Source organism: Exiguobacterium sp. SH3S3 (assembly GCF_004337115.1).
In the GTDB taxonomy this organism is placed as follows: Bacteria; Bacillota; Bacilli; order Exiguobacteriales; family Exiguobacteriaceae; genus Exiguobacterium; species Exiguobacterium aurantiacum_A.
In genome coordinates this window covers 97,689-119,886 of record NZ_SJUU01000011.1, presented here as the reverse complement: position 1 = coordinate 119,886, position 22,198 = coordinate 97,689, and the positions used below count along the sequence as shown (strand labels likewise).

Below are 22,198 nucleotides of genomic sequence, written 5' to 3'. Positions count from 1 at the left end.
GATGAGATTTCCCTTTGAGCAATCAAGAAAGACCCCTCAGAGACGATGAGGTAGATAGGTCATGGGTGGAAGCACGGCGACGTGTGGAGCTGAATGATACTAATCGGTCGAGGCTTTGATCTAGAAACGGTTTGAACTTGATGAGTCTTCAGTTTTCAGGGAACAATTCCCTTGTCTGGTGGCGATAGCGAAGCGGCCACACCCGTTCCCATGCCGAACACGGAAGTTAAGCGCTTCAGCGCCGAAAGTAGTTGGGGGTCTCCCCCTGTGAGGATAGGACGTTGCCAGGCAAGATCGTTCCGCAATAGCTCAGTGGTAGAGCAACCGGCTGTTAACCGGTAGGTCGTAGGTTCAAATCCTACTTGCGGAGCCAATAAGGCCCGTTGGTCAAGCGGTTAAGACACCGCCCTTTCACGGCGGTAACACGGGTTCGATTCCCGTACGGGTCACCATTTTGGAGGATTAGCTCAGCTGGGAGAGCACCTGCCTTACAAGCAGGGGGTCGGCGGTTCGATCCCGTCATCCTCCACCATTTTAATTAACCAATCAAACCATATATGCCGGTGTAGCTCAGTTGGTAGAGCATCTGACTTGTAATCAGAGGGTCGAGGGTTCAAATCCTTTCGCCGGCACTCCTTGGGGGGGTAGCGAAGTGGCTAAACGCGGCGGACTGTAAATCCGCTCCCTCGGGTTCGGCGGTTCGAATCCGCCCCCCCCCACCAGGTTTGAGCCATTAGCTCAGTTGGTAGAGCATCTGACTTTTAATCAGAGGGTCGCAGGTTCGAGCCCTGCATGGCTCACCATTTTTTTCGCGGAAGTAGTTCAGTGGTAGAATACGACCTTGCCAAGGTCGGGGTCGCGGGTTCGAATCCCGTCTTCCGCTCCATATTTATTCCCTGTAATGGGGCCTTAGCTCAGCTGGGAGAGCGCCTGCCTTGCACGCAGGAGGTCAGCGGTTCGATCCCGCTAGGCTCCACCATTTGTTTTTTTCTTAAGTTACTTACGACTTAAGTTTTTTTTTGCGTAAATCCATGAAACCATTCACTTAAGAGTACAGAGAAAGGCAGCCTGCCACCATTCAGGCTGCCTTTTTGTATGTTTATTCACCGGTGTGTGAAGTTGAACCACACATTTGGTAGCGTTTACAATGTAGGTATCAATTGCTCAAGGGGGAATGGCTATGCAATGGTCATATATTGAAGTACCACTCCGTTACGGACAGGGGAAACACGGAGTCGATCAAGGTCCAACTAAATTGCGAACACTCGGAATTGAGGCATTACTGCCAAAAGGGACGCTACAACAAACGATTCGCGTCTTGCCAGAGTCAGAAATTCAAGTGAATGAAGAACATTTAAAGCGTGTAGACGGCGTCTTGTATACGGTCAATGAGCTGGCAGACGTCGTTGCTGCCGATGTCCGAGCGAATCGATTCCCGTTGATCGTTGGGGGCGATCACAGCATGGCAATCGGTACACTAGCTGGGCTCGCCAAAACCGGACCGTACGGCGTGATTTGGGTCGATGCCCATGCTGATTTGAATACGGGGGAAACATCACCGTCAGGCAATATTCACGGGATGCCGCTTGCCGCTGCGATGGGACTAGGTGACATCCGATTGACGGAAGTCGGAGGGCGTGAACCAAAGCTTGCGCCAGAACATCTAGTTTACATCGCTTTACGTGATATTGATGAGGGAGAGATGCGAGAGATTAAGCGGCTTGGGATCAAGGTCGTGACGGTCGAAGAAGTTCGGACGCGTGGCGTCGAGACAATCATGGCTGAAACGATCGAGTATTTACGTAATCGTGTCGATCGCTTCTATCTCAGCTTTGACATGGACAGTTTGGACGCTCAACTCGTCCCTGGAACAGGAACCCCGGTCGATGGCGGGTTGACGGCAGAGGAAGGGAAAGCAATTTTGGCGGAAGCGATGAAAGCCGACGAGTTGATTGCGATCGAGCTCGTCGAATTGAACCCTGCACTTGACCAAGAGGATACAACCGTTCAACTCGCCTTCAGTTTATGCGAAACGATTTTGAAATCCAAAGAAAACCTGTTACTGGAAAGCAAAACAGTCTAATCGCCTTACAGTTTCCAAATCCGTTTGCTACAATGGGTTTGGAAACTTTTTTTGTGTGATGTGAAACCTGATCAGACAACTGAACGTATACTGTATTGACCGCATAGGTTGCGGAGAGGGGAAGTGGATTGATGGAACGGCTGACCATCCGTTTAGTAGACGAATTAAGGTCGGGGAATCACGATTCGTTTGCTGAGCTGGTAGAACTGTACAAGGATGGTGTCTTTGCCGTCGCCTTTAAGATTTTATACGATCGTGGCGAAGCCGAGGATGCTGCCCAAGAGACGTTCATTCGTGCATATACCCGGATTGATACGTATGATCCGCAGTATAAGTTCAAGACATGGTTGTATCGAATCGCCACGAACGTCGCCATCGATCGTCTCCGAAAGCGAAAGCCGGAGTATTCGATGGATGCCGAAATCGCTGGCACGGATGGTCTCACCTATCAAGACCATTTGGCCGATGATGCCCCCCAACCCGACGCCCAAGTCGTTCACCGCGAGATTCGAGGCGAAATGCATGAGGCAATCCAGCAACTGCCGGACAAATATCGTATCCCGTTACTGCTCAAGTACGTGGACGATTTGTCGCTCAAAGAAATTAGCGTCATGATCGATATGCCGGTCGCAACGGTTAAAACAAGGATCTTCCGGGGAAGAGAAATGTTAAAAACAATCTTTCAAAACAGGGAGGGGTTCAATTGACTCCTGAAGAGAAACTGCAACAATACTTGGAAGATGGCATCCTGCCCGAAGAATCTGACGAATTACGTCAATTACTAGAGGACGAAGCCTTATACGAGGCGTACCTTCAGTACGAACGAATAGATGCCGAACTTAAAGCACTTCCACGTCCTAAGCTATCAGACGATTTTACGGCGCGCGTGATGGCGGCCATTCCTGAAGCGAAAACGTCTCCGCCGGCGACACCGATCGTGCGTCTTGAAGACCGTCCACGGCCACGGAGAAAACCGCATTCGAAACAGATGACTTGGTTGCGGAAGCATCCGGGACTCGTCGCGGCCTTACTATTCTTTAGTTTAATGTCGAGCGCGACACTCGGTTTATGGAACGGCTCTACCGAAACCATGACGTACACGAAAGTACCTGGAATCGTTGTCACAGAGAACGAGGTCGTCGTACCGAAAGACGTCATCGTCGAGCGTGATATTACGGTCCAAGGCGGGGACCTGCGGATCGAAGGTACCGTCAACGGCAATGCGACAGCCGTGCACGGCCGAGCCTATTTGGCCAGTGCGGGTGAAGTGACCGGAGAGCTCGAACAAATCGACCGGATTTTTGAGTGGGTTTGGTACTCCATCAAGCAAATACTTTAATCGAGGCGCCTCAGGGCGTCTTTTTCATTCGTTTCAATCTGGTTTCGTTTTGTCATCTAACGATGCGTTGTTTGGGAAATATGATATAATGAAACTTGCACGAATTGGCTAGGTAGTTGAGGAGGGGAGCATTTGCCGCTACTTGAAAAGGTTTCAATCTTATCATTTTTTAGTCTTTCAGAGAACGTACATTGGTACGATTATTTGAATGATGTTTTAGATATTGTCGTCGTCACGTACGTCATCTATAAACTGATGATGATCGTCCGTGGGACAAAAGCGGTCCAACTGATAAAAGGGATTTCAATCATCCTCGTCAGCTGGTTCCTCAGCGGATTCTTTGGTTTGAAGACGTTACAGTTCTTGCTGAACCAAGTGATCACGTATGGTTTGCTTGGGATCATCATCATCTTCCAACCAGAACTTCGACGCGGGCTCGAGCACTTAGGGCGAACGAGCAATTTGTTCGGTCGTACGAGCACGAGCGATGAGGACAAGCAACGACAAATGATCGAAGCGATTGTCAGTTCGGCACAGTACATGTCGAAACGTCGAATCGGGGCGTTGATCGCGATTGAACGAGATACCGGGTTGAACGAATACGTTGAAACCGGTATCCGGATGGACTCGCACATCACGTCACAACTGATCATCAATTTATTTATTCCGAATACACCGCTTCACGATGGGGCGATGATTATCCAAGACGGGAAAATTGCAGCGGCGGCTTGTTATTTACCGCTCTCGGAAAGCCCGCACATCGATAAGGCGCTCGGGACGAGACACCGGGCCGCGATCGGGGTCAGTGAAGTGACCGATAGCGTGACGCTCACCGTTTCAGAAGAGACGGGTGCGGTATCTCTGGCGATTGCTGGACGTTTATACCGCGAGCTAGACGAGGAGGCACTTCGCAACAAGTTGATCCAAGAACTTGTTATTGAAGAAAAAGAGACGACACTCTCGTTCTTTAATAAAAAAGGGGGGGACAAGTAAGTGATTGATCAGTGGTTACAACATAAATGGTTTCTCCGCATCATCGCACTTGCTTTAGCCATCCTTCTTTATTTTATGGTCGCCGAGACGAGCTCGTCGACCAATTCAACAAATGCATTGCCGATTGTTGGGCAAAGTTCGATGTCGCTTGACGTTCCTGTCGAAGTATTCTTCGATGAAGTACAATACGTCGCGTACAACGTTCCTGAAGAGATGAACGTTGAGCTGCAAGGTCCATCGAGTAGTTTGACGATGACAAAATTGGTGAAAGATTATCAAGTGTTCGTCGATTTAACGAACCTCGGTACTGGGTTCCATCGTGTCCCGGTGGAAGCACGGGGTTTCGGTGGGGATGTAAACGTAAAACTTGAGCGTGACACTGTTGAAATTTACATCGATCGAAAACAGACAGTTGAAGTACCTGTATCGGTCAACTTGTTAAATAAAGACCAGTTGCCGGAAGGGTATGTGGTCGGAGAAGCGGAAATCGAGCCGGCGACTGTAAAAGTTTCTGGTGGCGAAAGCCGGATTCAAAACGTAAAAGAAATCACGTTGAACGTCGATGTGGCGAATCAAAACCAGACGTTCACGCGTGAGGTGCCGCCGACGATTTTAGATGCGAACGGAAACCCGCTTAACGTGACGGTCGAACCGAACATCATCAACGTCACGGTTCCTGTCTATGAACAAAGTGCCGTGTTCCCGATTGAAGCTGTCACGACCGGCGAAGTTGCCGATAAATTCAGGCTCGTTGACACGTTGCTAGAGGAAACAGAAGTCCGTGTTTTCGCACCGCGCGAAGTGCTCGATGCACTAGACCGTGTTGAGACCGAGCCGATTGACCTTGATGGCGTCGATCAAACGGGGAAAGTGACAGCGAAGCTTGTCCTGCCGGAAGGCGCATCATCGCTCGCTGCCGAGCAAGTGGAAGTCCAGCTACTCGTCCGAGCGGATGATCAAACGCGAGATGATACCGGGGAATTGACGGAACGCATCCGTTTAACCGTGCCTGTCACGGTCAGAGGCTATGATCGGACGAACTATACGCTTCAAGCACCGGAAGTCGTCAGCGTCACATTGTCAGGTAAACGGTCACTCCTTGAGAGCGTGACGTCGAACAGCATCAGTGTGACACTAGATTTGACGGGTCTGCCGAGTGGTTTGCATGGGGTCGATGTAGACTATGAAGTACCGAAAGGCGCGACGGTCGTCTCGCCGAAAACAATCGACGTCGAGTTAACGAGCGTCGAAGACCAAACCGAAACGTCTTCGCTTCAATGAGACGTTCAATCATACAAAAGTGAGGAAACGAATATATGGGTAAATATTTTGGAACAGATGGGGTCCGCGGTGTCGCGAACTCAGAATTGACAGCAGAACTAGCTTATCGTTTAGGACGCATTGGTGGTTACGTGTTATCGAAGCACTTGCCAGCCGGTGAACAGCCGAAAGTATTGATCGGGCGTGACACACGCATTTCAGGTCATATGCTCGAAGGCGCACTGATCGCAGGTCTTTTGTCAATCGGAGCGGAAGTGATGCGTCTCGGTGTCATCTCGACACCAGGTGTGGCTTACTTGACGAAGTCGCTTGACGCGACAGCAGGTGTCATGATCTCAGCTTCACATAACCCGGTTGCCGACAACGGCATCAAATTCTTCGGTAGCGACGGTTTCAAGCTCGATGATGCGACTGAAGCAGAGATCGAAACGATTCTCGACGCGGCGGAAGATACACTCCCGCGTCCGACAGGGAAAGATCTCGGATTCGTCTCGGACTACTATGAAGGGGCACAAAAATACCTTCAACTCTTGAAACAGACGGTCGATGAGGACCTCGATGGTCTCCATATCGCCCTCGACTGTGCCCATGGCGCGACGAGCGGCCTTGCGGCTCGCTTGTTCGCTGACCTTGAAGCGAACGTCTCGACAATCGGTAGTTCACCGAACGGGTTGAATATTAATGAAGGCGTCGGCTCGACACATCCGGAACACTTGGCACAATTCGTTCGCGAAAAGGGAGCGGACATGGGCCTTGCGTTTGACGGAGACGGAGACCGCTTGATCGCAATCGATGAGAACGGCGACATCGTCGACGGCGATAAAATCATGTACATTTGCGGAAAATACTTGAGCGAAAAAGGTCGTTTGAAAGACAATACGATTGTCGCGACAGTCATGAGTAACCTTGGCTTCCACAAAGCAGTCGAAGACGCAGGTATGACGGCTCTTCAAACAGCTGTTGGTGACCGTTACGTCGTCGAAGAGATGAAGAAGCATAACTACACGCTCGGTGGCGAGCAGTCGGGTCATCTCATCTTCCTCGATTACTCGACGACGGGCGACGGGATGCTCTCGGGTGTCCAACTCGCACAAATCGTGAAGACGACAGGACGCAAGCTGTCTGAACTAGCAGCTGAAATGCCGGTCTATCCACAAACGCTCGTCAACATTCGCGTCACGAATAAACAGGATGCGATGACAGGGGAGCGCGTGCTCACAACGATTCAAGAAGCGGAAGCTGAAATGAACGGAAACGGGCGTATTCTCGTCCGGGCATCAGGTACAGAGCCACTCGTTCGAGTGATGGCTGAAGCGCCGACGAAGGAAGACTGCGACCGTTACGTCGAACAAATCGCTCAAGTCGTCCGTGAAGATTACGGTGTTGAAGGATAATTTTGTCGAAACAGGGAATAACACAAGGGAATCCAATTTTGGGTTCCCTTTTTGTTTCCGTTTTGTCACTGTGAAATCATTTGATTTTCTTGACGGATGGGGGTGTGATTTGTACTATTAAGAGCGTGACCTTAGAAACGGAGGGGCACAAAGTACGAGAAAGCGCCAGAACTCTTTATGAGTTGACGAGGTTGGAGGTTATCGAGATTTCGGCGGATGCCTCCTAGTCGCCTGTCACGACTAAAAGCAATCCCTCAAAACGTTCGGGTGACCGGACGGCCAAAGGGGAGCGCATTGACAGCTCTTTGAAAAAGCCCGTTTCCTTTTTCGAGAAATCGAATATAGAGGAGATTTTTGTATGTGTGGAATTGTAGGAATGATTGGGAATATCGGAGCGAAGGAAATCCTTCTCAAAGGTCTGGAAAAACTCGAGTATCGTGGCTATGACTCGGCAGGTCTTGCGTTGATGCATGACTCTGTCAACGTTCATAAGGAAGTCGGTCGCATCAAGGCGCTACGCGAAGTCGTCCCAGCAGAAGTAGACGGATTGATCGGAATCGGCCACACACGTTGGGCAACACACGGGGTACCGAGCGTACCGAACGCCCACCCGCACCAGAGCACGACGGGCCGCTTCACGCTCGTCCACAACGGTGTCATCGAGAACGACGAGCAGATCAAGGCGACGCTCGACGCACCGTTCCTCTCAGAGACGGACACGGAAGTCATCGTTCAATTGATGGAGAAGAACTTCGTCGCACTTGGTGACGTCGAATTGGCCTTCCGCAAGACGTTGTCTGAGCTCCACGGCTCGTACGCGATCGCGATGATCGACTCAGAGGACAAAGAGCGCCTCTATATCGGTAAGAACAAGTCGCCGCTCCTCGTCGGACTTGGTGATGGTACGTTCAACGTCGTCGCGTCGGACGCGATGGCGATGCTCCAAGTGACGGACCAGTACCTCGAGCTCCACGACGGCGAGATCGTCATCTTGACACGTGAGTCGGCGACGATCAAGACGCTCGACGGCGACGTGCTCGAGCGCGCGCCGTACACGGCCGAGATCGATGCGTCAGACATCGAGAAGGGCACGTACGCGCACTACATGTTGAAGGAGATGGACGAGCAACCGGCCGTCATCCGTAACATCATCCAACACTACCAGAACGACAATGGCGACATCGAGCTCACGGAAGGCGTTCGTTCGCTCGTCTCAGAAGCAGACCGCATCTACATCGTCGCTTGTGGAACGAGTTACCACGCTGGTCTCGTCGGCAAGCAATTGATCGAGCGCGTCGCTGGTGTGCCGACTGAAGTGCACGTCGCGTCAGAGTTCGGTTACAACATGCCGCTCCTCACGGAGAAACCATTGTTCCTCTTCATCTCACAATCAGGTGAGACGGCCGACAGCCGTGCCGTCCTCGTCGAAGTGAAGAAGCGCGGCTACAAAGCGCTCACACTCACGAACGTTGCCGGTTCAACGCTGTCGCGTGAAGCGAACGAGACGATGCTCCTCCATGCTGGCCCTGAGATTGCGGTCGCATCGACGAAAGCGTACACGGCGCAAATCGCCGTGCTGGCGATCCTCGCTTACGACATCGCTCGTGCGAACGGGAAGAAGCTTCCGTTCGACCTTATGACGGAACTCGCTCGCATCGCGACGATCATGGACTCGGTCATGGCTCAAAAAGAAATCTTTGAGCAGTTGGCTGACAAGTTCTTGAAAGAATCACGTAACGCGTTCTTCCTCGGTCGTGGGATGGATTCATACGTTGGTCTCGAAGGCGCGCTCAAGCTGAAAGAGATCTCGTATATCCAAGCGGAAGGCTACCCAGGCGGTGAGCTCAAGCACGGACCGATCGCGTTGATCGAAGACGGCACACCGGTCATCACGCTCGTCTCGCAACCGAACACGCACCTCAACATTCGTGGAAACATCAAGGAAGTTGTCGCTCGTGGCGCAGTTGCCTGCACGATCTCGATGGAAGGCATGGAACACGAGAGTGATTCATTCGTCTTGCCGCGTGTCGAGCCGTTGCTCACACCACTCGTGACGGTACTCCCGCTTCAACTCATCTCATATTACGCTGCACTCGCGCGTGACTGTGATGTCGACAAGCCACGTAACTTGGCGAAGTCAGTAACTGTAGAATAAAGAGTAGGCCAAGATCTTTCGAGATCTTGGCTTTTTTTTGTGATTTACGTTGCGTCAACCGGCTTGATATACTGAGTTTATAAACGACTAAGGAGAGAACGCCATGCGAATCCAAACATTTAAAACATTCATCCTGCCGGAGGAAGTGCGTTCATAAGTTGGCCCACCTCCTCCGATGATTTACCGTATTGGAACAATCATATCGGAGGACTACCCAATTGAAGATTCAACAACTGTATTACATGGTCACGAGTTCGCGCTCACTTGTCATCCAGATGGTATTCACGCTGAACGCCATCTATTACGTGACGACCGCCGAGCTGAACGCGCTGCAGCTCGTCTTGATCGGCACGATTTTAGAAGTATCGATTTTCCTGTTCGAACTGCCGACGGGACTCGTCGCGGATTTGTACGGCCGCAAACGGTCGATTGTCATCGGCACCGGTTTGATCGGACTAGCCCACTTGTTAGAAGGCGGCATCCCAGAATTTTGGGCCATCGCGGTCGCCTCTTCACTGTGGGGAATCGGCTGGACGTTCATCAGCGGGGCTGAGCAGGCGTGGATTGCCGATGAAATGGGGAACCAGGAGTTAGAACAGGTGTTTTTACGAGGCGCTCAGTACAGTTCACTCGGTCGCTTTATCGGGATTGGGATAGCGGTGCTATTCGCAGAAATGACGTCCGTGCAAACGACGATTGTCGTCGCTGGAGGTTTGTTAATAGGACTCGCGCTCCTCATCTGGAAAGTAATCCCGGAAACGAAGTTTGAGCCGATCACCCGAGCTGGCACCTCAAATCTGCTTCAGGCGAAGCAGACGGTAGCAGAAGGCTACGCCCATATCCGCGGCAATACGATCCTCGTTGGGTTGGCCGCCATCACGCTCGTCTGGGGACTCGCGAGCGAAGGGTTCGACCGGTTGTGGGGCGCTCATTTGATCGATACGTTTCGGTTGTCAGAACAAGCGGCCATCTATTGGTTCGGCCTGTTTTATGCCGTTGCGTTTTTACTGAACATGCTCGTCCTCAAAGGTGTCGAGACGTACATCAAAGGACGCTACGCGACGACATTGTTTTGGTTCAACGTTTTGCTCATCCTCACGATGCTTGCGTTCGCATGGGTCGGACAATTCTTTGTGGCCGTCTTGTTGTATTGGACGATTGCCGCGCTTCGGAACGTGCATTATCCGCTCATGAGCGTCATGACGAACGAGCGGCTCCCATCCAAGGGTCGGGCGACGATTTTGTCGATGTTCGGTCAAGTCGATGCGTTCGGCCAAGTCGCCGGCGGTCCACTCATCGGCCTCGTCGCCCTATATACGTCGATTCAAGGGGGGCTCGGGGCGTCAGCACTGTTGCTACTACCGATGCTCTATTTTTTAAGAAGGATTAAGCACCATTAATTCGAAGACCGTGCCTCGATTCGTTCGAGGACGGTTTTTTCAGTTAGATAACGAATCCGCTACAAATGTCTTGTCCGAGCGCAATCAGGGTACAGTAAATATGAGACGGCACAAATGAGGGGAGCGATTCGATGAAACAAAAGAAATGGGCGACGACACTTGGTGCCATGTTGCTCGCGACGTCACTCGCCGCCTGCGGTGATACGACAGAAGAAGACCAAGCTATTGACGTGACAGAAGAACAAATCGCAGAGCAAGAAGAAGAGCATGGCGCGATGGACCATTCGGGATCGGGTGAGGTGCCTGCCGAGTTAGAAGAAGCGGCAGACCCGACGTATCCGATTGACTCGATGGCCGTGTTGACTGCGGACCATATGCTTGAGATGGAAGGCGCGGAAGCGAAGATCGTCGGTGCTTATGAGACTACAGCTTACGCGGTCACGTATACACCGACAGATGGCGGGGAACCGGTCGAGAATCATAAATGGGTGATTCATGAAGAACTCGATACATCCGAATCAGCTCCGCTTGCTGATGGGACCGAGGTGACGCTTCAGTCCGACCATATGGAAGGCATGGACGGCGCGACCGCGACGATCGACTCCAGTGAACAAACGACCGTGTATATGGTCAACTTCATGTTGCAAGACGGAGAAGAAGTGACGAATCATAAATGGGTGACTGAAAATGAATTAGAACCGAAAGAGTGACGAGAAGACTAAAAACAGGGCGATACCCTGTTTTTCTATGGAGTTTGAAACATTTCATGTCGCGTTGCGTATAAGACAGGAAACACGAATGAAAAGAGGAAATAATATGGTTCACACATGGAATGAGCGAGCGCATACTGCGTTAAAAGGGAAGACGGGGATGTTGCTCATCTGGTCGTTCGCGTGCTCGGTTCTATTAGAGATAGGATTGATGGTAGACCCGACCTATTACGGCTTGGCGATAGAATCTGTTGCGCTGACCGTCCTTAGCCTTGGTGGTATCTTATTTTACATAGTCCTCTACCCAGTTATCGTCGGATACAACTGGCTCATATTAGAGACGGTACGAGGCCAGACAGTTCGATTGAGTGACGTCTTCGCTCCGTTTCGTCACCGCTACGGGAAGCATCTGCTTGCGACGCTTCTCATCATGTTGTTCCAAGTCTTATGGACACTATTATTGGTCGTACCTGGCATCGTGAAGTACTTCTCGTATGCGTTCACGTATTTCATCTTGCGCGACGAGCCGGACCTGTCCATTACAGAGGCAATTACGAAATCAAGGGATTTGATGCGCGGGCAAAAATGGGATGCGTTCAAACTGATTTTGCCGTTTATCCCGATGTATTTAGTCGGTTGGATTTTTTACATACGGCTCGATTTGGTCGTTCTCGGCTCATGGATTTTCCTTGTCGCGACGTCACTCATCCGCCCGTTCATCATCAGTCGATTCGCGATCATGTATGAAGACGCACGTCGGGCGTATGACGAGCAATGGAACCGCTCGGCGTGAAGCGCATCGAGTCTGATTTGACACGCTGACTCGTGATACAATCTTCCTGAAAGAGGGGGAATGCACATGAATATTGGAATCATTGGGGCAGGACTTAGTGGGATTGTCGCAGCACGGGAACTCGTCCGGCAAGGACATACGGTTGAACTGATTGAGAAGAGCCAGAGCGTCGGTGGACGCTTGGCGACCCGACGGATCGGGGCCGGGAAAGCCGATCACGGGGCCGTCTATTTCACCGTACGCGGGGAAGCGCTTAAACAGGCGGTCGCCGATTGGGTCGAGCGGGACTGGGTAAGCGTCTGGTACGCCGACCCGTATCCGCGGTACGTCGCCCGTGACGGCATGAACGCGCTCGCCAAACAGTTGGCAGACGGCTTGACCGTCCAATTGAACGAACAAGTCGAGACGGTCAGTATGGAGAACGGGACGGTCGTCGTCACGACAGACGTGGCGACGCGCCACTATGACCGTCTCCTCATCACGTCACCGCTCCCACAGACGTTCGAGCTGCTCGCTGACTTATCGAGTCAGGTGGCTGAGTCGTTGCGTGAGCTGACTTACGCCCCGACGTTCGTCGGGTTGTTCGAGTTCGCGGGCGACACCCAAATCGGTGCGGACGGGATTATCGACACGGACTTGGCACCTGGTCTGTTGAAAATCATCAACAACCGGCAAAAAGGCATCTCGGCGACAGAACTCGTCAGCGTCTACATGGATGAGGCGTGGAGTGAAGCTTGGTATGAGCGTCCTGCTGAAGACACGCTTCAAGAAATCGAGCGGTTGCTAACAACCGTGACCGGAGACGTAGCGATTCAGTCGAGACAGTTGAAGCGGTGGCGCTACGCCCAGGCGACAGACGTTTGGCACGAGCCGTACTATAAATTGAACGACGCCCCGATTTACTTGGCGGGTGACGTCTTCCTCGAGCCGGACGATGCTTCAGGGCGGACCCGGTTCGAAAGTGCGTACGTCTCGGGTCTCCGCGTTGCGGCAGCGATGCGGTCCTAAACCTTCTGCGGAAGGTTTTTTGATCACGACGCCTAATAGTCAGGCATACGATTTTGAGAAAGGAGGCGTTGATTACGTGAATCGGGTGAGTCTGAAACCGTTGCGCATACAGCACGAAACCGCATTGTACACGTTTGAATGTGAGAACCGTCCCTATTTCGAGCGTTACGTTCCGAGCCGTGGAGACGCGTACTATGAACCTGAAGCATTTCGTCAGGCGTTAGAACGTTTGTTGGCCGAACAAGTGAACGGGGATGGATATTATTATTTGATTTGTCATGGTGAGGCCATCGTGGGGCGTCTCAACGTCCATCATGTCAATTTCGAGACCGGGGAAATCGGCTATCGAATCGGTGAGAACTATGTAGGTCGTGGATATGCCACCGCAGCTCTTCAGCAATTACTTACGCTTAACCTTCCTCGATTCACACGATTGATTGCCAAGACGACGACAGATAACAAGGCGTCCCAACACGTCTTGATGCGTTCTGGCTTTTCTCGTGAAGATGAAATACATCAGATTGAATGGGAAGGACGATTCTTATCTTTTTACACATACGTTTACGAAATGGACCGATGAAGCGCCTACTTCGTCGGTCTTTTTATTTGACGGCATCTAGTTTAGGGCATAAACTATCTCTAACTAGTTTAGGGGGTAAACCAAAATGAAAGAATTGATGCGGGAGGCCGTCCAACTATTTGAAGAAGTCATGTTCCACGGAGCGGAACATGTCATTGAGGCGATGGAAGGCGACGTCTGGCGCGAGTATTCGCGTGAACAGCTCCAACTATTAAAACTGCTCGAACAGTTCGGCCCGATTCAAGCGGGTCAGTTGGCGATGAAACAAGGTGTGCATAAGAGCGCCGTTTCAAACCGCTTAAAAAAACTCGTTGAGAAACAGCTCGTCGTCAGTCGACGCGGGCAAGACCAACGCGAACGGTTGATCGAACTGACAGCGGCGGGACACCACGTCGTCGAACAGGCAGATACGGCCGTCTACCATTATGTCGAGTCACTACTCGACGGGAAAATAGATGAGGCAGAGATCGAACAGTTCGTCCGGACGTTCCGGAAAATCAAAGAGCTGCTTCGAATTGGGGAGGAATAACACGTGCGCAAAATTATTCAATGGCGCTTCGGCATCTTGATCGGTCTCGTCGTGTTGACGGCGGCCTTGTTCGTCGCGGCACCAAACTTGACCGAACAGGCAGAACAGGCGGGAAGTTTCCAACTGTCTGAAGACATGGACTCGCAACGCGCGCAAGACATCTTGAACGCTGCGGGCAAGAGCGATAAGACGATTTCGCTCGTCTATGAATTTGAAGCGCTCGGAGATGCCGAACGGGCCGATATTGCCCGGGTAATCGACGAGCTGGAACAAAATGATACGGTCGTCAAAGATGTGCTCGACCCGTTCGAGAACGCCGAGACGGAGGCACAACTCGTCTCGGAAGATGAACGTATCGTCCTCGTCCCGATCACGGTCGAAGGGTCGATGGAGGACATCAACGCTTTCGCGGACGATGTCCGCGAGAACATCCTCCCGACAGACGAGACCGTCTACATCACAGGTGAAGAAATCATCAACAACGATGTGAACTTGAGTGCGCAGGAAGGGTTGAAGAAGACCGAGATCATCACGGTCGTGTTGATTTTCGGACTGCTCTTGCTCGTGTTCCGTTCAATCGTAACCCCGTTCATTCCGTTGATCGCGGTCGGGTTCACCTATCTCCTCAGCCAATCGTTCGTCGCGTTCTTCGTCGACTGGTTCGGTTTCCCGGTCTCGAACTACACACAAATTTTCCTCGTGGCGATTTTGTTCGGGATTGGGACCGACTACTGCATCCTGCTTCTTAGCCGGTATAAAGAAGAACTCAGCGCCGGGCACGCGATCGAGGACGCCATCGTCAACACGTATAAGACGGCTGGGCGGACGGTGCTCATTAGTGGTCTCGCCGTATTCGTCGGCTTCGCCGCGATCGGATTTGCCGATTTTCCGATCTTCAAGTCGGCCGTCGCGGTCGCGGTCGGGATTGCCGTCTTGTTGCTCATCTTGTTCACGGTTGTGCCGTTCTTTATGGCGACGCTCAAGAATCGCTTGTTCTGGCCGTCGAAAAAAGCAGGCGAGCATCACGACAGCAAGCTGTGGGCTGGATTCAGCCGCATCTCGGTCAATCGTCCGTTCGTCTCGATCCTTGTCGTCGCACTGATCACCGTGCCGGTGTTATTCACGTACGACGATGCCCGGTCGTTCAATACGGTCGATGAGATCGGTGACGATTATGACTCGGTGCGCGGTCTCAATTTGATCTCGGAAGGGTTCGGACAAGGCGAATCGCTCCCGGTTCAAATTATCTTGAAGCAAGAGTCGGAACTGACCGAGTCGGATATTCCGTACATCGAGAAGTTCGCGAGCGAATTAGAAAAAGTCGATGGTGTGAGCGGTGTCCGTTCGATCACACGTCCGACCGGTGACGTCATCGATGATTTTTATGTCGATACGCAACTCGAACAAGTGAGTTCAGGGCTTGCCGAGGCAGAGAGCGGTCTCGGTGACGTGCAAGACGGGCTCGCTCAAGTCGAGACCGGTCTAGACGCGGTCGTCAGTCAACTGCCGGCTGGTACGACAAACGCCGGGGCGCCGCTCGCGGAAGCGGCAGCCGGACTCGGCCAACTGAACGCCCAACTCGGTTTGATCGGACAAGGTCTCACGGCGACGCAAAACATCCCGGCGACTGTGGCGCAACTGCAACAAGTGTCTGGTGGTCTCAGTCAGATCGAGGCGGGTATCAATGAAGCAGCGTCTGCGTTGACGGCGCAAGGTGCGCAAGTCGGTGAGCTCGGATCGGGTCTCGGCCAACTCGCGACTGGTGTCGGTGAAGCGAACGCTGGGCTCGCGCAAATCGAAACCGGTCTGGGCGACGCGGTGGCGTTCCTCTCGGCACTCAGTGAAGCGGACAGCCTGCGTGAGACGGGCGTCTATTTACCGGAAGGAACGCTCACGTCAGACGAGTTCGCCCCGGCCGTCGAGCGTTACGTGTTCGACGAGGGGACGGCGACACAACTCGAGGTCATCCTTGATATGGACCCGTACTCGCCGGAAGCAATCGATACGGTCGAAACGTTGAAACAGACGATGGAACGTGTCGTGACGGACACCCCATTTGACGACGCGACCATCGGTTACGCCGGGATTTCAAGCATTAACAGCGATTTAAACGAGACATCGACGAACGACTTCAATCGGACCGTCGCCATCATGCTCGTGACGCTGTTCATCGTTTTGACGGTACTATTCCGTTCGATGATCATGCCGCTCTATATGATCGGGTCACTATTGCTCACGTACTACACGTCAGCGGCGATCACGGAGCTCATCTTCGTTGAAGGACTCGGTTATGACGGCATCAGCTGGGCCGTACCGTTCTTCGGGTTCGTCATGTTGATCGCGCTCGGCATCGACTACTCGATCTTCCTACTCGATCGGTTCCGCGAAGAATCGATCAATGGGATGACGGTGCGTAACGCGCTCGTCCACGCCATGACGAAGATGGGGACGGTCATCATGACGGCAGCCGTCATCCTCGCCGGGACGTTCGGGGCGATGATTCCGTCTGGTGTACTCAGCCTCGTCCAGATCGCGACGATCGTCATCACCGGTCTGTTATTGTACGGGTTGATCGTGCTGCCACTCCTCATCCCGGCAATCACCGTATCGTTCGGAGATGGTGTTTGGTGGCCGTTCAAACGAAAGAATAAATGACTAAAAAAGACGTCATTCAATTAAACTGTCCCTCAATTGTTAAGTACAAATGACAATTTGAGGGACAGTTTTTATTTGTTTAGTCAATGTGGGCAGAATAGCGAAAAACAAACTTCATATTTGAAAAAATGCACCGAAATATAGTGTAGATCTTTATTCTACTGAAAGAAGGCAACAATCATGGTGAATCATTTTGAAAAAATGAGCTCGTTGTTAGTATCGCGTATGTTGATCGTTTTATTTTTCCTCTCTTATCCGATTATGGGTGTTTTATACTGGATCGGGGAGCTCGCTGGACAAGACGCAGTCAGTTTTATTGTGGTAGGGAGTGTCATTCAGATTGGGTCATGGCTCGGCCATCGCTTCTATGTAGAGCATGCTTGGTTGAAGTATGGGCTCGTCACATTGATGTACATTGCGGCTTCAGCGATTATCTTGACGCTACCAGGTGCGGCGATTCAAAATGTCGTCTTTCTTTACATCGTGTTGACGTTGATGTACTTGAATCGTCATCTTGTTCTATATGGTAGCATGCTCGCGCTAATCGTCTCGGTCTCAGCTGTCTTGATTGGGCGCTTTTCATTTGCAACGCCGCTCGACCTCGTCATTTGGTTCACGATGCTCACAATGGCTTTGTCTGGCGCGTACTTTGTGTCCTTCTTTGGCGCAAAGTTGTTGCATGAGACGTTCGCACAGCAAGAGAAAGCAGAACAACATGCAGGAAAAATCGAGCTGACAATGGCGAAAACGACAGCGAGTGCGACTACGCTTCACGGAGCTGTCTTCACGATGAATGATTCAGTCGATTCAGTCACAAATGCTTCGGAACAAGTGACGGAACAAATCGGTTCGATGACGAAACGAACATCTGAACAGGCAGGTCTTATCCAAACTGTCGCTTCACAAATCCATTCAACTGTACAGGCGTTTGAACGAATGCAGCAGCAGCTCCAGGAGACAACGTCTCAAGTGAGTGGCGTCTTGCAGGACGCTCACGTCTCGCATGAAAACATGGACTCGACAGAACGTTCGCTTGCTGAACTGAACTTAAGTATCGGTGAAGTCAATCATGCGTTTAAAGGGTTGGCGGAGCGCTTCCAAGAAGTACGGACGATCACGGGGACGATTCAGCAGATTTCATCTCAGACGAACCTGCTGTCGCTCAACGCCTCAATTGAAGCGGCGCGAGCGGGTGAGCACGGGAAAGGGTTTGCCGTCGTCGCGTCCGAGATTCGAAATTTGTCGGCTCAAACCGCCCAAGCCTCATCTCAAATCAATGATATTATCCAACTCGTCATGCAAGAGGTACAAGTGACGGAACGGGCGATCGATGGCAGCACAGAACGTTTGTCGACGCAGGAAGAACAAGTCCGTAAGAGCGGGACGTCGATTCTCTCCATGATTCAGACGACAGGTACGGTCGCGAGCACGGTGGATGAGACATCGACCCAGCTCCAAGTCGTCGCTTCAGAACTGAACAAAGTCCATCAAGTGACGGGCCAAATGTCGGCACTGATGACAGCTCTCGAAGAGAACAGTCAAGACGTGCATGTGTTGACGACGTCGCAGCAACAGGCGTTGGCTTCGTTGAAAGATCAAATTGCAGAATTGAACGAGATTGCGAACGAACTCGTCTAAACGATGGACACGCCTTGAAAATAGGTGTGTCCATTTGCGTATACATCTCTTCTAAAACGGGAAAAGTTTTGCGTCAGTCCTAACATGAGGAGGAACGATCAATGGAAATTACAATCACAGCTATCTTAAAGGCTCACCCGGGCAAAGAGAGTGAGTTGCGTCAAGCACTCGATCAGGTCATCCCGCCGTCGCGGCAGGAAGAAGGGTGTCTCGCCTACGTGTTACACGAGTCGATCGATGCGCCGGGTACGTTCGTGTTCTACGAGAAGTATCGGGACGAGACGGCGCTCGACCATCATATCAACTCAAGCCACTATCAAGCGTATCGGCAAGCTGCCGAGACGTTACTCGCTGTCCGTGACGTGTACCGTTTGCGAGAGGTCTGAAAGGAGACAGTCCGATGATCACACAACCGATTATTCCGTGTATTTGGTTCGAACAAGACGTCGAAGCGATTGCCGATTGGTACGTCTCGATATTTCCTGATTCATTCGTCGATTATACGACGAAACTTATCGACACCCCGCCTGGCGAGACGACGGTCGTCACCGTCTCACTCTTTGGTCAGTTCTTTCAATTGCTCGGTGCGGGTAACTTGAAGGAGCGGAATCCGTCCTTCTCCTATATGATTTCGCTCCCGACGTCAGAAGAAGTCGATACGCTGTGGGACAAGTTATCGGACGGTGCTGACGTGCTCACGCCGCTCGACACGTACGACTTTAGTGAACGTTACGGCTGGTTGAAAGACAAGCACGGTGTCTCTTGGCAAATCATGCACAACGACGGCATGGACATCCAGACGGTGACGCCGTGTCTGTTGTTCGTCGGGGAGGCGTTCGGCCGGGCCGAGGCGGCGATGGACGATTGGGTCACAGTGTTCCCGGACTCGTACGTGCTCGACGATCAGATGATCCGTTACGATAAAGACGATGGCCCAGAATTAGAAGGGAAGTTGAACTACGCCCGTTTCGTCTTATCTGGACGTGAGTTCATCGTCATGGACAGTGCCGAGCATCACCAGTTCGCTTTCAACGAGATGCAGTCGTTGATCGCGTTTTGTGAGACACAAGAACAAATCGATGCGTATTGGGATGAACTATCGTCCGTACCTGAAGCCGAACAATGCGGTTGGCTACAGGACCGCTACGGCGTCTCCTGGCAAATCGTTCCGTGGGAAATGGAAGAGATGCTGACGACCGGCACGCCGGAACAGTTGGCGCGGGTAACGGCAGCGTTCTTGCCGATGAAGAAGATCGAGCTGACCGAGTTGCGGAAAGTATATTGAAACGAACCATGCCACCCTTAGCGAATCAGGGCGGCATGGTGTTATTCGCGTTTTGTTTTGGAGAGTGCGTCTTTCTCGATGATCGTATCGGACAGACGCAGTTGTTCAGCTGCTTCGTCGATGAAAGGCTCACATTGACTGAGCGGTAGCTCGTCTCCTGTCTCGACCGCGTAACACGTCCCGTTTCCGACGGGATCGGTCAAGTTTGGAACATAGTAGAGCGTGTCGTACCGGAACGACCCGTTACGGAACACGGTCAAGTTCGGCTCGTCGTCGAGCAGCGGGCTACCGAGCATGTAAGCGGGTTCCATCCCGAGCAACTCCAAGATGGTCGGGGCGATGTCCGTTTGACCGCCGTTCGCTTCGATCGTTCGACCTTCGTTCAAGTTGGCTGGCTTGATGTAGAGTGGAACAGAACGGTCGAGCTGAAACAGTTCGACGGCCGAATCGGCGTTCGCTTGCTCGGCCATCTCGTCACCTGCGGCGGTCAGGCCGCTGTCATGATCGCCATAAAAGACGACTAACGAATTATTCCACGTCCCGTTCGCCTTCAATTGATCGACCATCAACCCGACGGCCGCGTCGACGTAGTGGACGGTATGGTAATAGTTTTGAAGCAGCGGGTCGTCATAACCGGTCAAGTCCAATCGTTTTTCAGCTTCTGGGAGCTCATATGGCGTATGGCTCGTCAAAGCGACCATGAACGCATAAAACGGTTCCGCTAACGTGTCCATCGCTTCGACGGAAGTGGTCAAGAAATCTTTGTCGTTAAGCGCCATGCCGATGACAGGTTCTTCCGGATAGTCATCTTTGCTGAAAAAATGATTGAAGCCGATATTGTCATAGACGTTGTCGCGGTTCCAAAACGTTTTGTCGAACGCATGCATCGCGGCCGTATCATAGCCGGCTTGGCGCAAACGTTCAGGTAAGGCGTCAAACGTATGGTCACCGTACTGGGTGTACACCGAACCGGATTTGACCGGGTAGAGCGAGGTGTTGACCGTGAATTCCGCATCCGACGTCCGGCCTTCGTGCGTCTGATGATAGAAGTTCGGGAAGTACAACATCTCGTCACGAAGCGCGTTCAAGTTCGGTGTCAGTTCCTGTCCGTTGATCGTCTGTCCGATCACCGACGTCTGGAACGACTCGAGCTGCAGCATGATGACGTTCGTATCGGCCGTTGTCTCGACGTCAGTTGGAGTCGAGGTACCGAGCCGCGTCTCTTCTTGTACCGTTAAGTCGCCTCCGAAGCCGAGTTGGTCGCCGATGCCACGGAACAAGTCGAGGCCGTGATACCCCCAAAAGCCGTACTCGTAATATTCACGCATGTTCGAAATCGGTGCTTGCTCGTCATCATTCGGCTGACTGACGGTTAACGGAACGACGAAGGCGGTCAAGCCGATGACAAAACCGGCAGCGGCGATCCGGCGATTTTTTCCTGTGCCTTGCGCAGGTTTTTTTCTCATATAGACGAGGACAGCGGTATAAAGCACCAAGTCCGCGAACAATAGAAAGTCGGTCGGTTGAATCAACGTCAGGAAGCCGCCGCCGACGTCGCCCATCTGACCAACGTCTGACAAAAGCGCGACCGATAACAGATTGCCGAAATAGCGATAATACCAGACGTCGGAGATGAGGAGTGTACTGTGTAGAAACAGCGAGGCGAATAAAATCCAGCGCCGTGTTTTCGTCTTCACGAGCAACGCCCAGCTCGTCATCATGAGAATCATCCCGATGTTGACGAGTAAAAAATGAACGTTGAACGCGCTCGCGGTCAAGACGCTGAATAAAAATAGTTTGGCAAGTGATAGTGACAGATAACTCCAATAATCAAGATGGTTCATAAATAGCCTCCAAACGGTACGTACACGTCGTATTCTTTTTCATGTACCTGTTCGTAGGTGGCGGGAAACATGGGGGTGTGCGATGCGGACGAAAAAAAGCGAGGCGAGCGCCTCACTTGATCAAAAATGTGTCCCGAAGCTCGATAATCGTGCCTTCTGGGGCTTGTAGTTTGCTCAGGTGGCCATCGACGACGAAGTAGATATTCCCGCCGTGTTTCGGCAAGAACGTGACACCGAGCGCCTCGAGCCGACCGACTTCCGCTTCAAGGTCATCGACGTACAAGGCGAAGTGAACGGGTCCGGCCGCATGTTTCGAATACGGCGATAACGCCTCGTCCGCCTTCGCCGTCTGAAGTTCGATATAGAAGTCGCCGAGCTTGAGCCAACTGTTGAACGCCCGGGTATGGAAGTCGGGTGACTCTTGGACGAGCTCAAAACCGAGCGTTTCATAAAATTGCTTTGACGCCGCATAGTCGGGCGTTTGGATACAGAGATGGTGGATTTGTTTCAT

19 protein-coding genes, 8 tRNA genes and 2 rRNA genes are annotated in these 22,198 nt (G+C 52.0%); 27 read left to right on the top strand and 2 right to left on the bottom strand.

Going from position 1 to position 22,198, the window contains the following annotated elements; translation table 11 throughout:
• From EVJ28_RS11385 to EVJ28_RS11255, 27 genes are all read left to right on the top strand, one after another.
• A 23S ribosomal RNA gene (locus EVJ28_RS11385) occupies positions 1-123 on the top strand; the annotation flags it as partial.
• Between the two features lie 51 nt (positions 124-174).
• Positions 175-290, top strand: a 5S ribosomal RNA gene (gene rrf, locus EVJ28_RS11380).
• An 8-nt stretch (positions 291-298) separates the two neighbouring features.
• A tRNA-Asn gene (locus EVJ28_RS11375) sits at positions 299-373 on the top strand.
• A 4-nt stretch (positions 374-377) separates the two neighbouring features.
• Positions 378-452, top strand: a tRNA-Glu gene (locus EVJ28_RS11370).
• A 4-nt stretch (positions 453-456) separates the two neighbouring features.
• Positions 457-532 (top strand) — tRNA-Val (locus EVJ28_RS11365).
• Positions 533-559: 27 nt separating this feature from the next.
• A tRNA-Thr gene (locus EVJ28_RS11360) sits at positions 560-632 on the top strand.
• Between the two features lie 6 nt (positions 633-638).
• A tRNA-Tyr gene (locus EVJ28_RS11355) sits at positions 639-722 on the top strand.
• Between the two features lie 5 nt (positions 723-727).
• A tRNA-Lys gene (locus tag EVJ28_RS11350) sits at positions 728-803 on the top strand.
• 8 nt (positions 804-811) lie between these two features.
• Positions 812-886: transfer RNA gene (locus EVJ28_RS11345), tRNA-Gly, on the top strand.
• Between the two features lie 17 nt (positions 887-903).
• Positions 904-979 (top strand) — tRNA-Ala (locus EVJ28_RS11340).
• A gap of 201 nt (positions 980-1,180) precedes the next feature.
• Positions 1,181-2,083 (top strand): arginase, encoded by a 903-nt coding sequence (rocF, locus tag EVJ28_RS11335; RefSeq protein WP_131457628.1) that lies wholly within the window; start codon positions 1,181-1,183, stop codon positions 2,081-2,083.
• Between the two features lie 131 nt (positions 2,084-2,214).
• Positions 2,215-2,790, top strand: a complete 576-nt coding sequence (sigW, locus tag EVJ28_RS11330; protein WP_131489017.1) for an RNA polymerase sigma factor SigW — start codon at positions 2,215-2,217, stop codon at positions 2,788-2,790.
• Complete coding sequence (locus EVJ28_RS11325) at positions 2,787-3,422, top strand: polymer-forming cytoskeletal protein (RefSeq protein ID WP_131457627.1); 636 nt, start codon at positions 2,787-2,789, stop codon at positions 3,420-3,422. Before sigW ends, EVJ28_RS11325 begins: the two co-directional genes overlap by 4 nt.
• 132 nt (positions 3,423-3,554) lie before the next feature.
• Entirely contained in the window at positions 3,555-4,415 is an 861-nt protein-coding gene (gene cdaA, locus EVJ28_RS11320; protein ID WP_016508862.1) for a diadenylate cyclase CdaA, read from the top strand.
• Positions 4,416-5,696 (top strand): CdaR family protein, encoded by a 1,281-nt coding sequence (locus EVJ28_RS11315; protein ID WP_070329316.1) that lies wholly within the window; start codon positions 4,416-4,418, stop codon positions 5,694-5,696.
• Between the two features lie 35 nt (positions 5,697-5,731).
• Complete coding sequence (gene glmM, locus EVJ28_RS11310) at positions 5,732-7,090, top strand: phosphoglucosamine mutase (RefSeq protein WP_131457626.1); 1,359 nt, start codon at positions 5,732-5,734, stop codon at positions 7,088-7,090.
• A gap of 358 nt (positions 7,091-7,448) precedes the next feature.
• Positions 7,449-9,245 (top strand): glutamine--fructose-6-phosphate transaminase (isomerizing), encoded by a 1,797-nt coding sequence (gene glmS / locus EVJ28_RS11305; RefSeq protein ID WP_131457625.1) that lies wholly within the window; start codon positions 7,449-7,451, stop codon positions 9,243-9,245.
• A 218-nt stretch (positions 9,246-9,463) separates the two neighbouring features.
• The gene (locus EVJ28_RS11300) at positions 9,464-10,645 is read left to right on the top strand and encodes an MFS transporter (protein ID WP_131457624.1); all 1,182 of its coding nucleotides are present in this window, start codon (positions 9,464-9,466) and stop codon (positions 10,643-10,645) included.
• A gap of 131 nt (positions 10,646-10,776) precedes the next feature.
• Positions 10,777-11,355 (top strand): YdhK family protein, encoded by a 579-nt coding sequence (locus tag EVJ28_RS11295; RefSeq protein WP_131457623.1) that lies wholly within the window; start codon positions 10,777-10,779, stop codon positions 11,353-11,355.
• A 106-nt stretch (positions 11,356-11,461) separates the two neighbouring features.
• Positions 11,462-12,148 carry a DUF975 family protein gene (locus EVJ28_RS11290; protein ID WP_131457622.1) on the top strand — a complete coding sequence of 229 codons (687 nt, stop codon included), beginning with the start codon at positions 11,462-11,464 and terminating at the stop codon, positions 12,146-12,148.
• Positions 12,149-12,214: 66 nt separating this feature from the next.
• Positions 12,215-13,156 carry an NAD(P)/FAD-dependent oxidoreductase gene (locus tag EVJ28_RS11285; RefSeq protein ID WP_236634142.1) on the top strand — a complete coding sequence of 314 codons (942 nt, stop codon included), beginning with the start codon at positions 12,215-12,217 and terminating at the stop codon, positions 13,154-13,156.
• A 76-nt stretch (positions 13,157-13,232) separates the two neighbouring features.
• Positions 13,233-13,736, top strand: a complete 504-nt coding sequence (locus EVJ28_RS11280) for a GNAT family N-acetyltransferase (protein WP_161566980.1) — start codon at positions 13,233-13,235, stop codon at positions 13,734-13,736.
• A gap of 85 nt (positions 13,737-13,821) precedes the next feature.
• Positions 13,822-14,265: a MarR family winged helix-turn-helix transcriptional regulator gene (locus EVJ28_RS11275; protein WP_070329310.1), complete on the top strand. Its 444-nt coding sequence runs from the start codon at positions 13,822-13,824 to the stop codon at positions 14,263-14,265.
• Between the two features lie 3 nt (positions 14,266-14,268).
• Positions 14,269-16,920, top strand: a complete 2,652-nt coding sequence (locus tag EVJ28_RS11270) for an MMPL family transporter (protein WP_131489013.1) — start codon at positions 14,269-14,271, stop codon at positions 16,918-16,920.
• A 210-nt stretch (positions 16,921-17,130) separates the two neighbouring features.
• On the top strand, positions 17,131-18,558 hold the full coding sequence (locus EVJ28_RS11265) for a methyl-accepting chemotaxis protein (protein WP_161566979.1): 1,428 nt from the start codon (positions 17,131-17,133) through the stop codon (positions 18,556-18,558).
• 101 nt (positions 18,559-18,659) lie between these two features.
• A complete protein-coding gene (locus tag EVJ28_RS11260) occupies positions 18,660-18,944 on the top strand; it encodes a putative quinol monooxygenase (protein WP_131457617.1) in 285 nt (94 codons plus the stop codon).
• A 14-nt stretch (positions 18,945-18,958) separates the two neighbouring features.
• A complete protein-coding gene (locus EVJ28_RS11255) occupies positions 18,959-19,843 on the top strand; it encodes a VOC family protein (protein WP_131489009.1) in 885 nt (294 codons plus the stop codon).
• Positions 19,844-19,884: 41 nt separating this feature from the next.
• Here EVJ28_RS11255 and EVJ28_RS11250 read toward each other — a convergent pair whose 3' ends face one another.
• On the bottom strand, positions 19,885-21,687 hold the full coding sequence (locus tag EVJ28_RS11250; RefSeq protein ID WP_131489007.1) for an LTA synthase family protein: 1,803 nt from the start codon (positions 21,685-21,687) through the stop codon (positions 19,885-19,887).
• 112 nt (positions 21,688-21,799) lie between these two features.
• Positions 21,800-22,198, bottom strand: a complete 399-nt coding sequence (locus EVJ28_RS11245) for a VOC family protein (protein WP_131457614.1) — start codon at positions 22,196-22,198, stop codon at positions 21,800-21,802.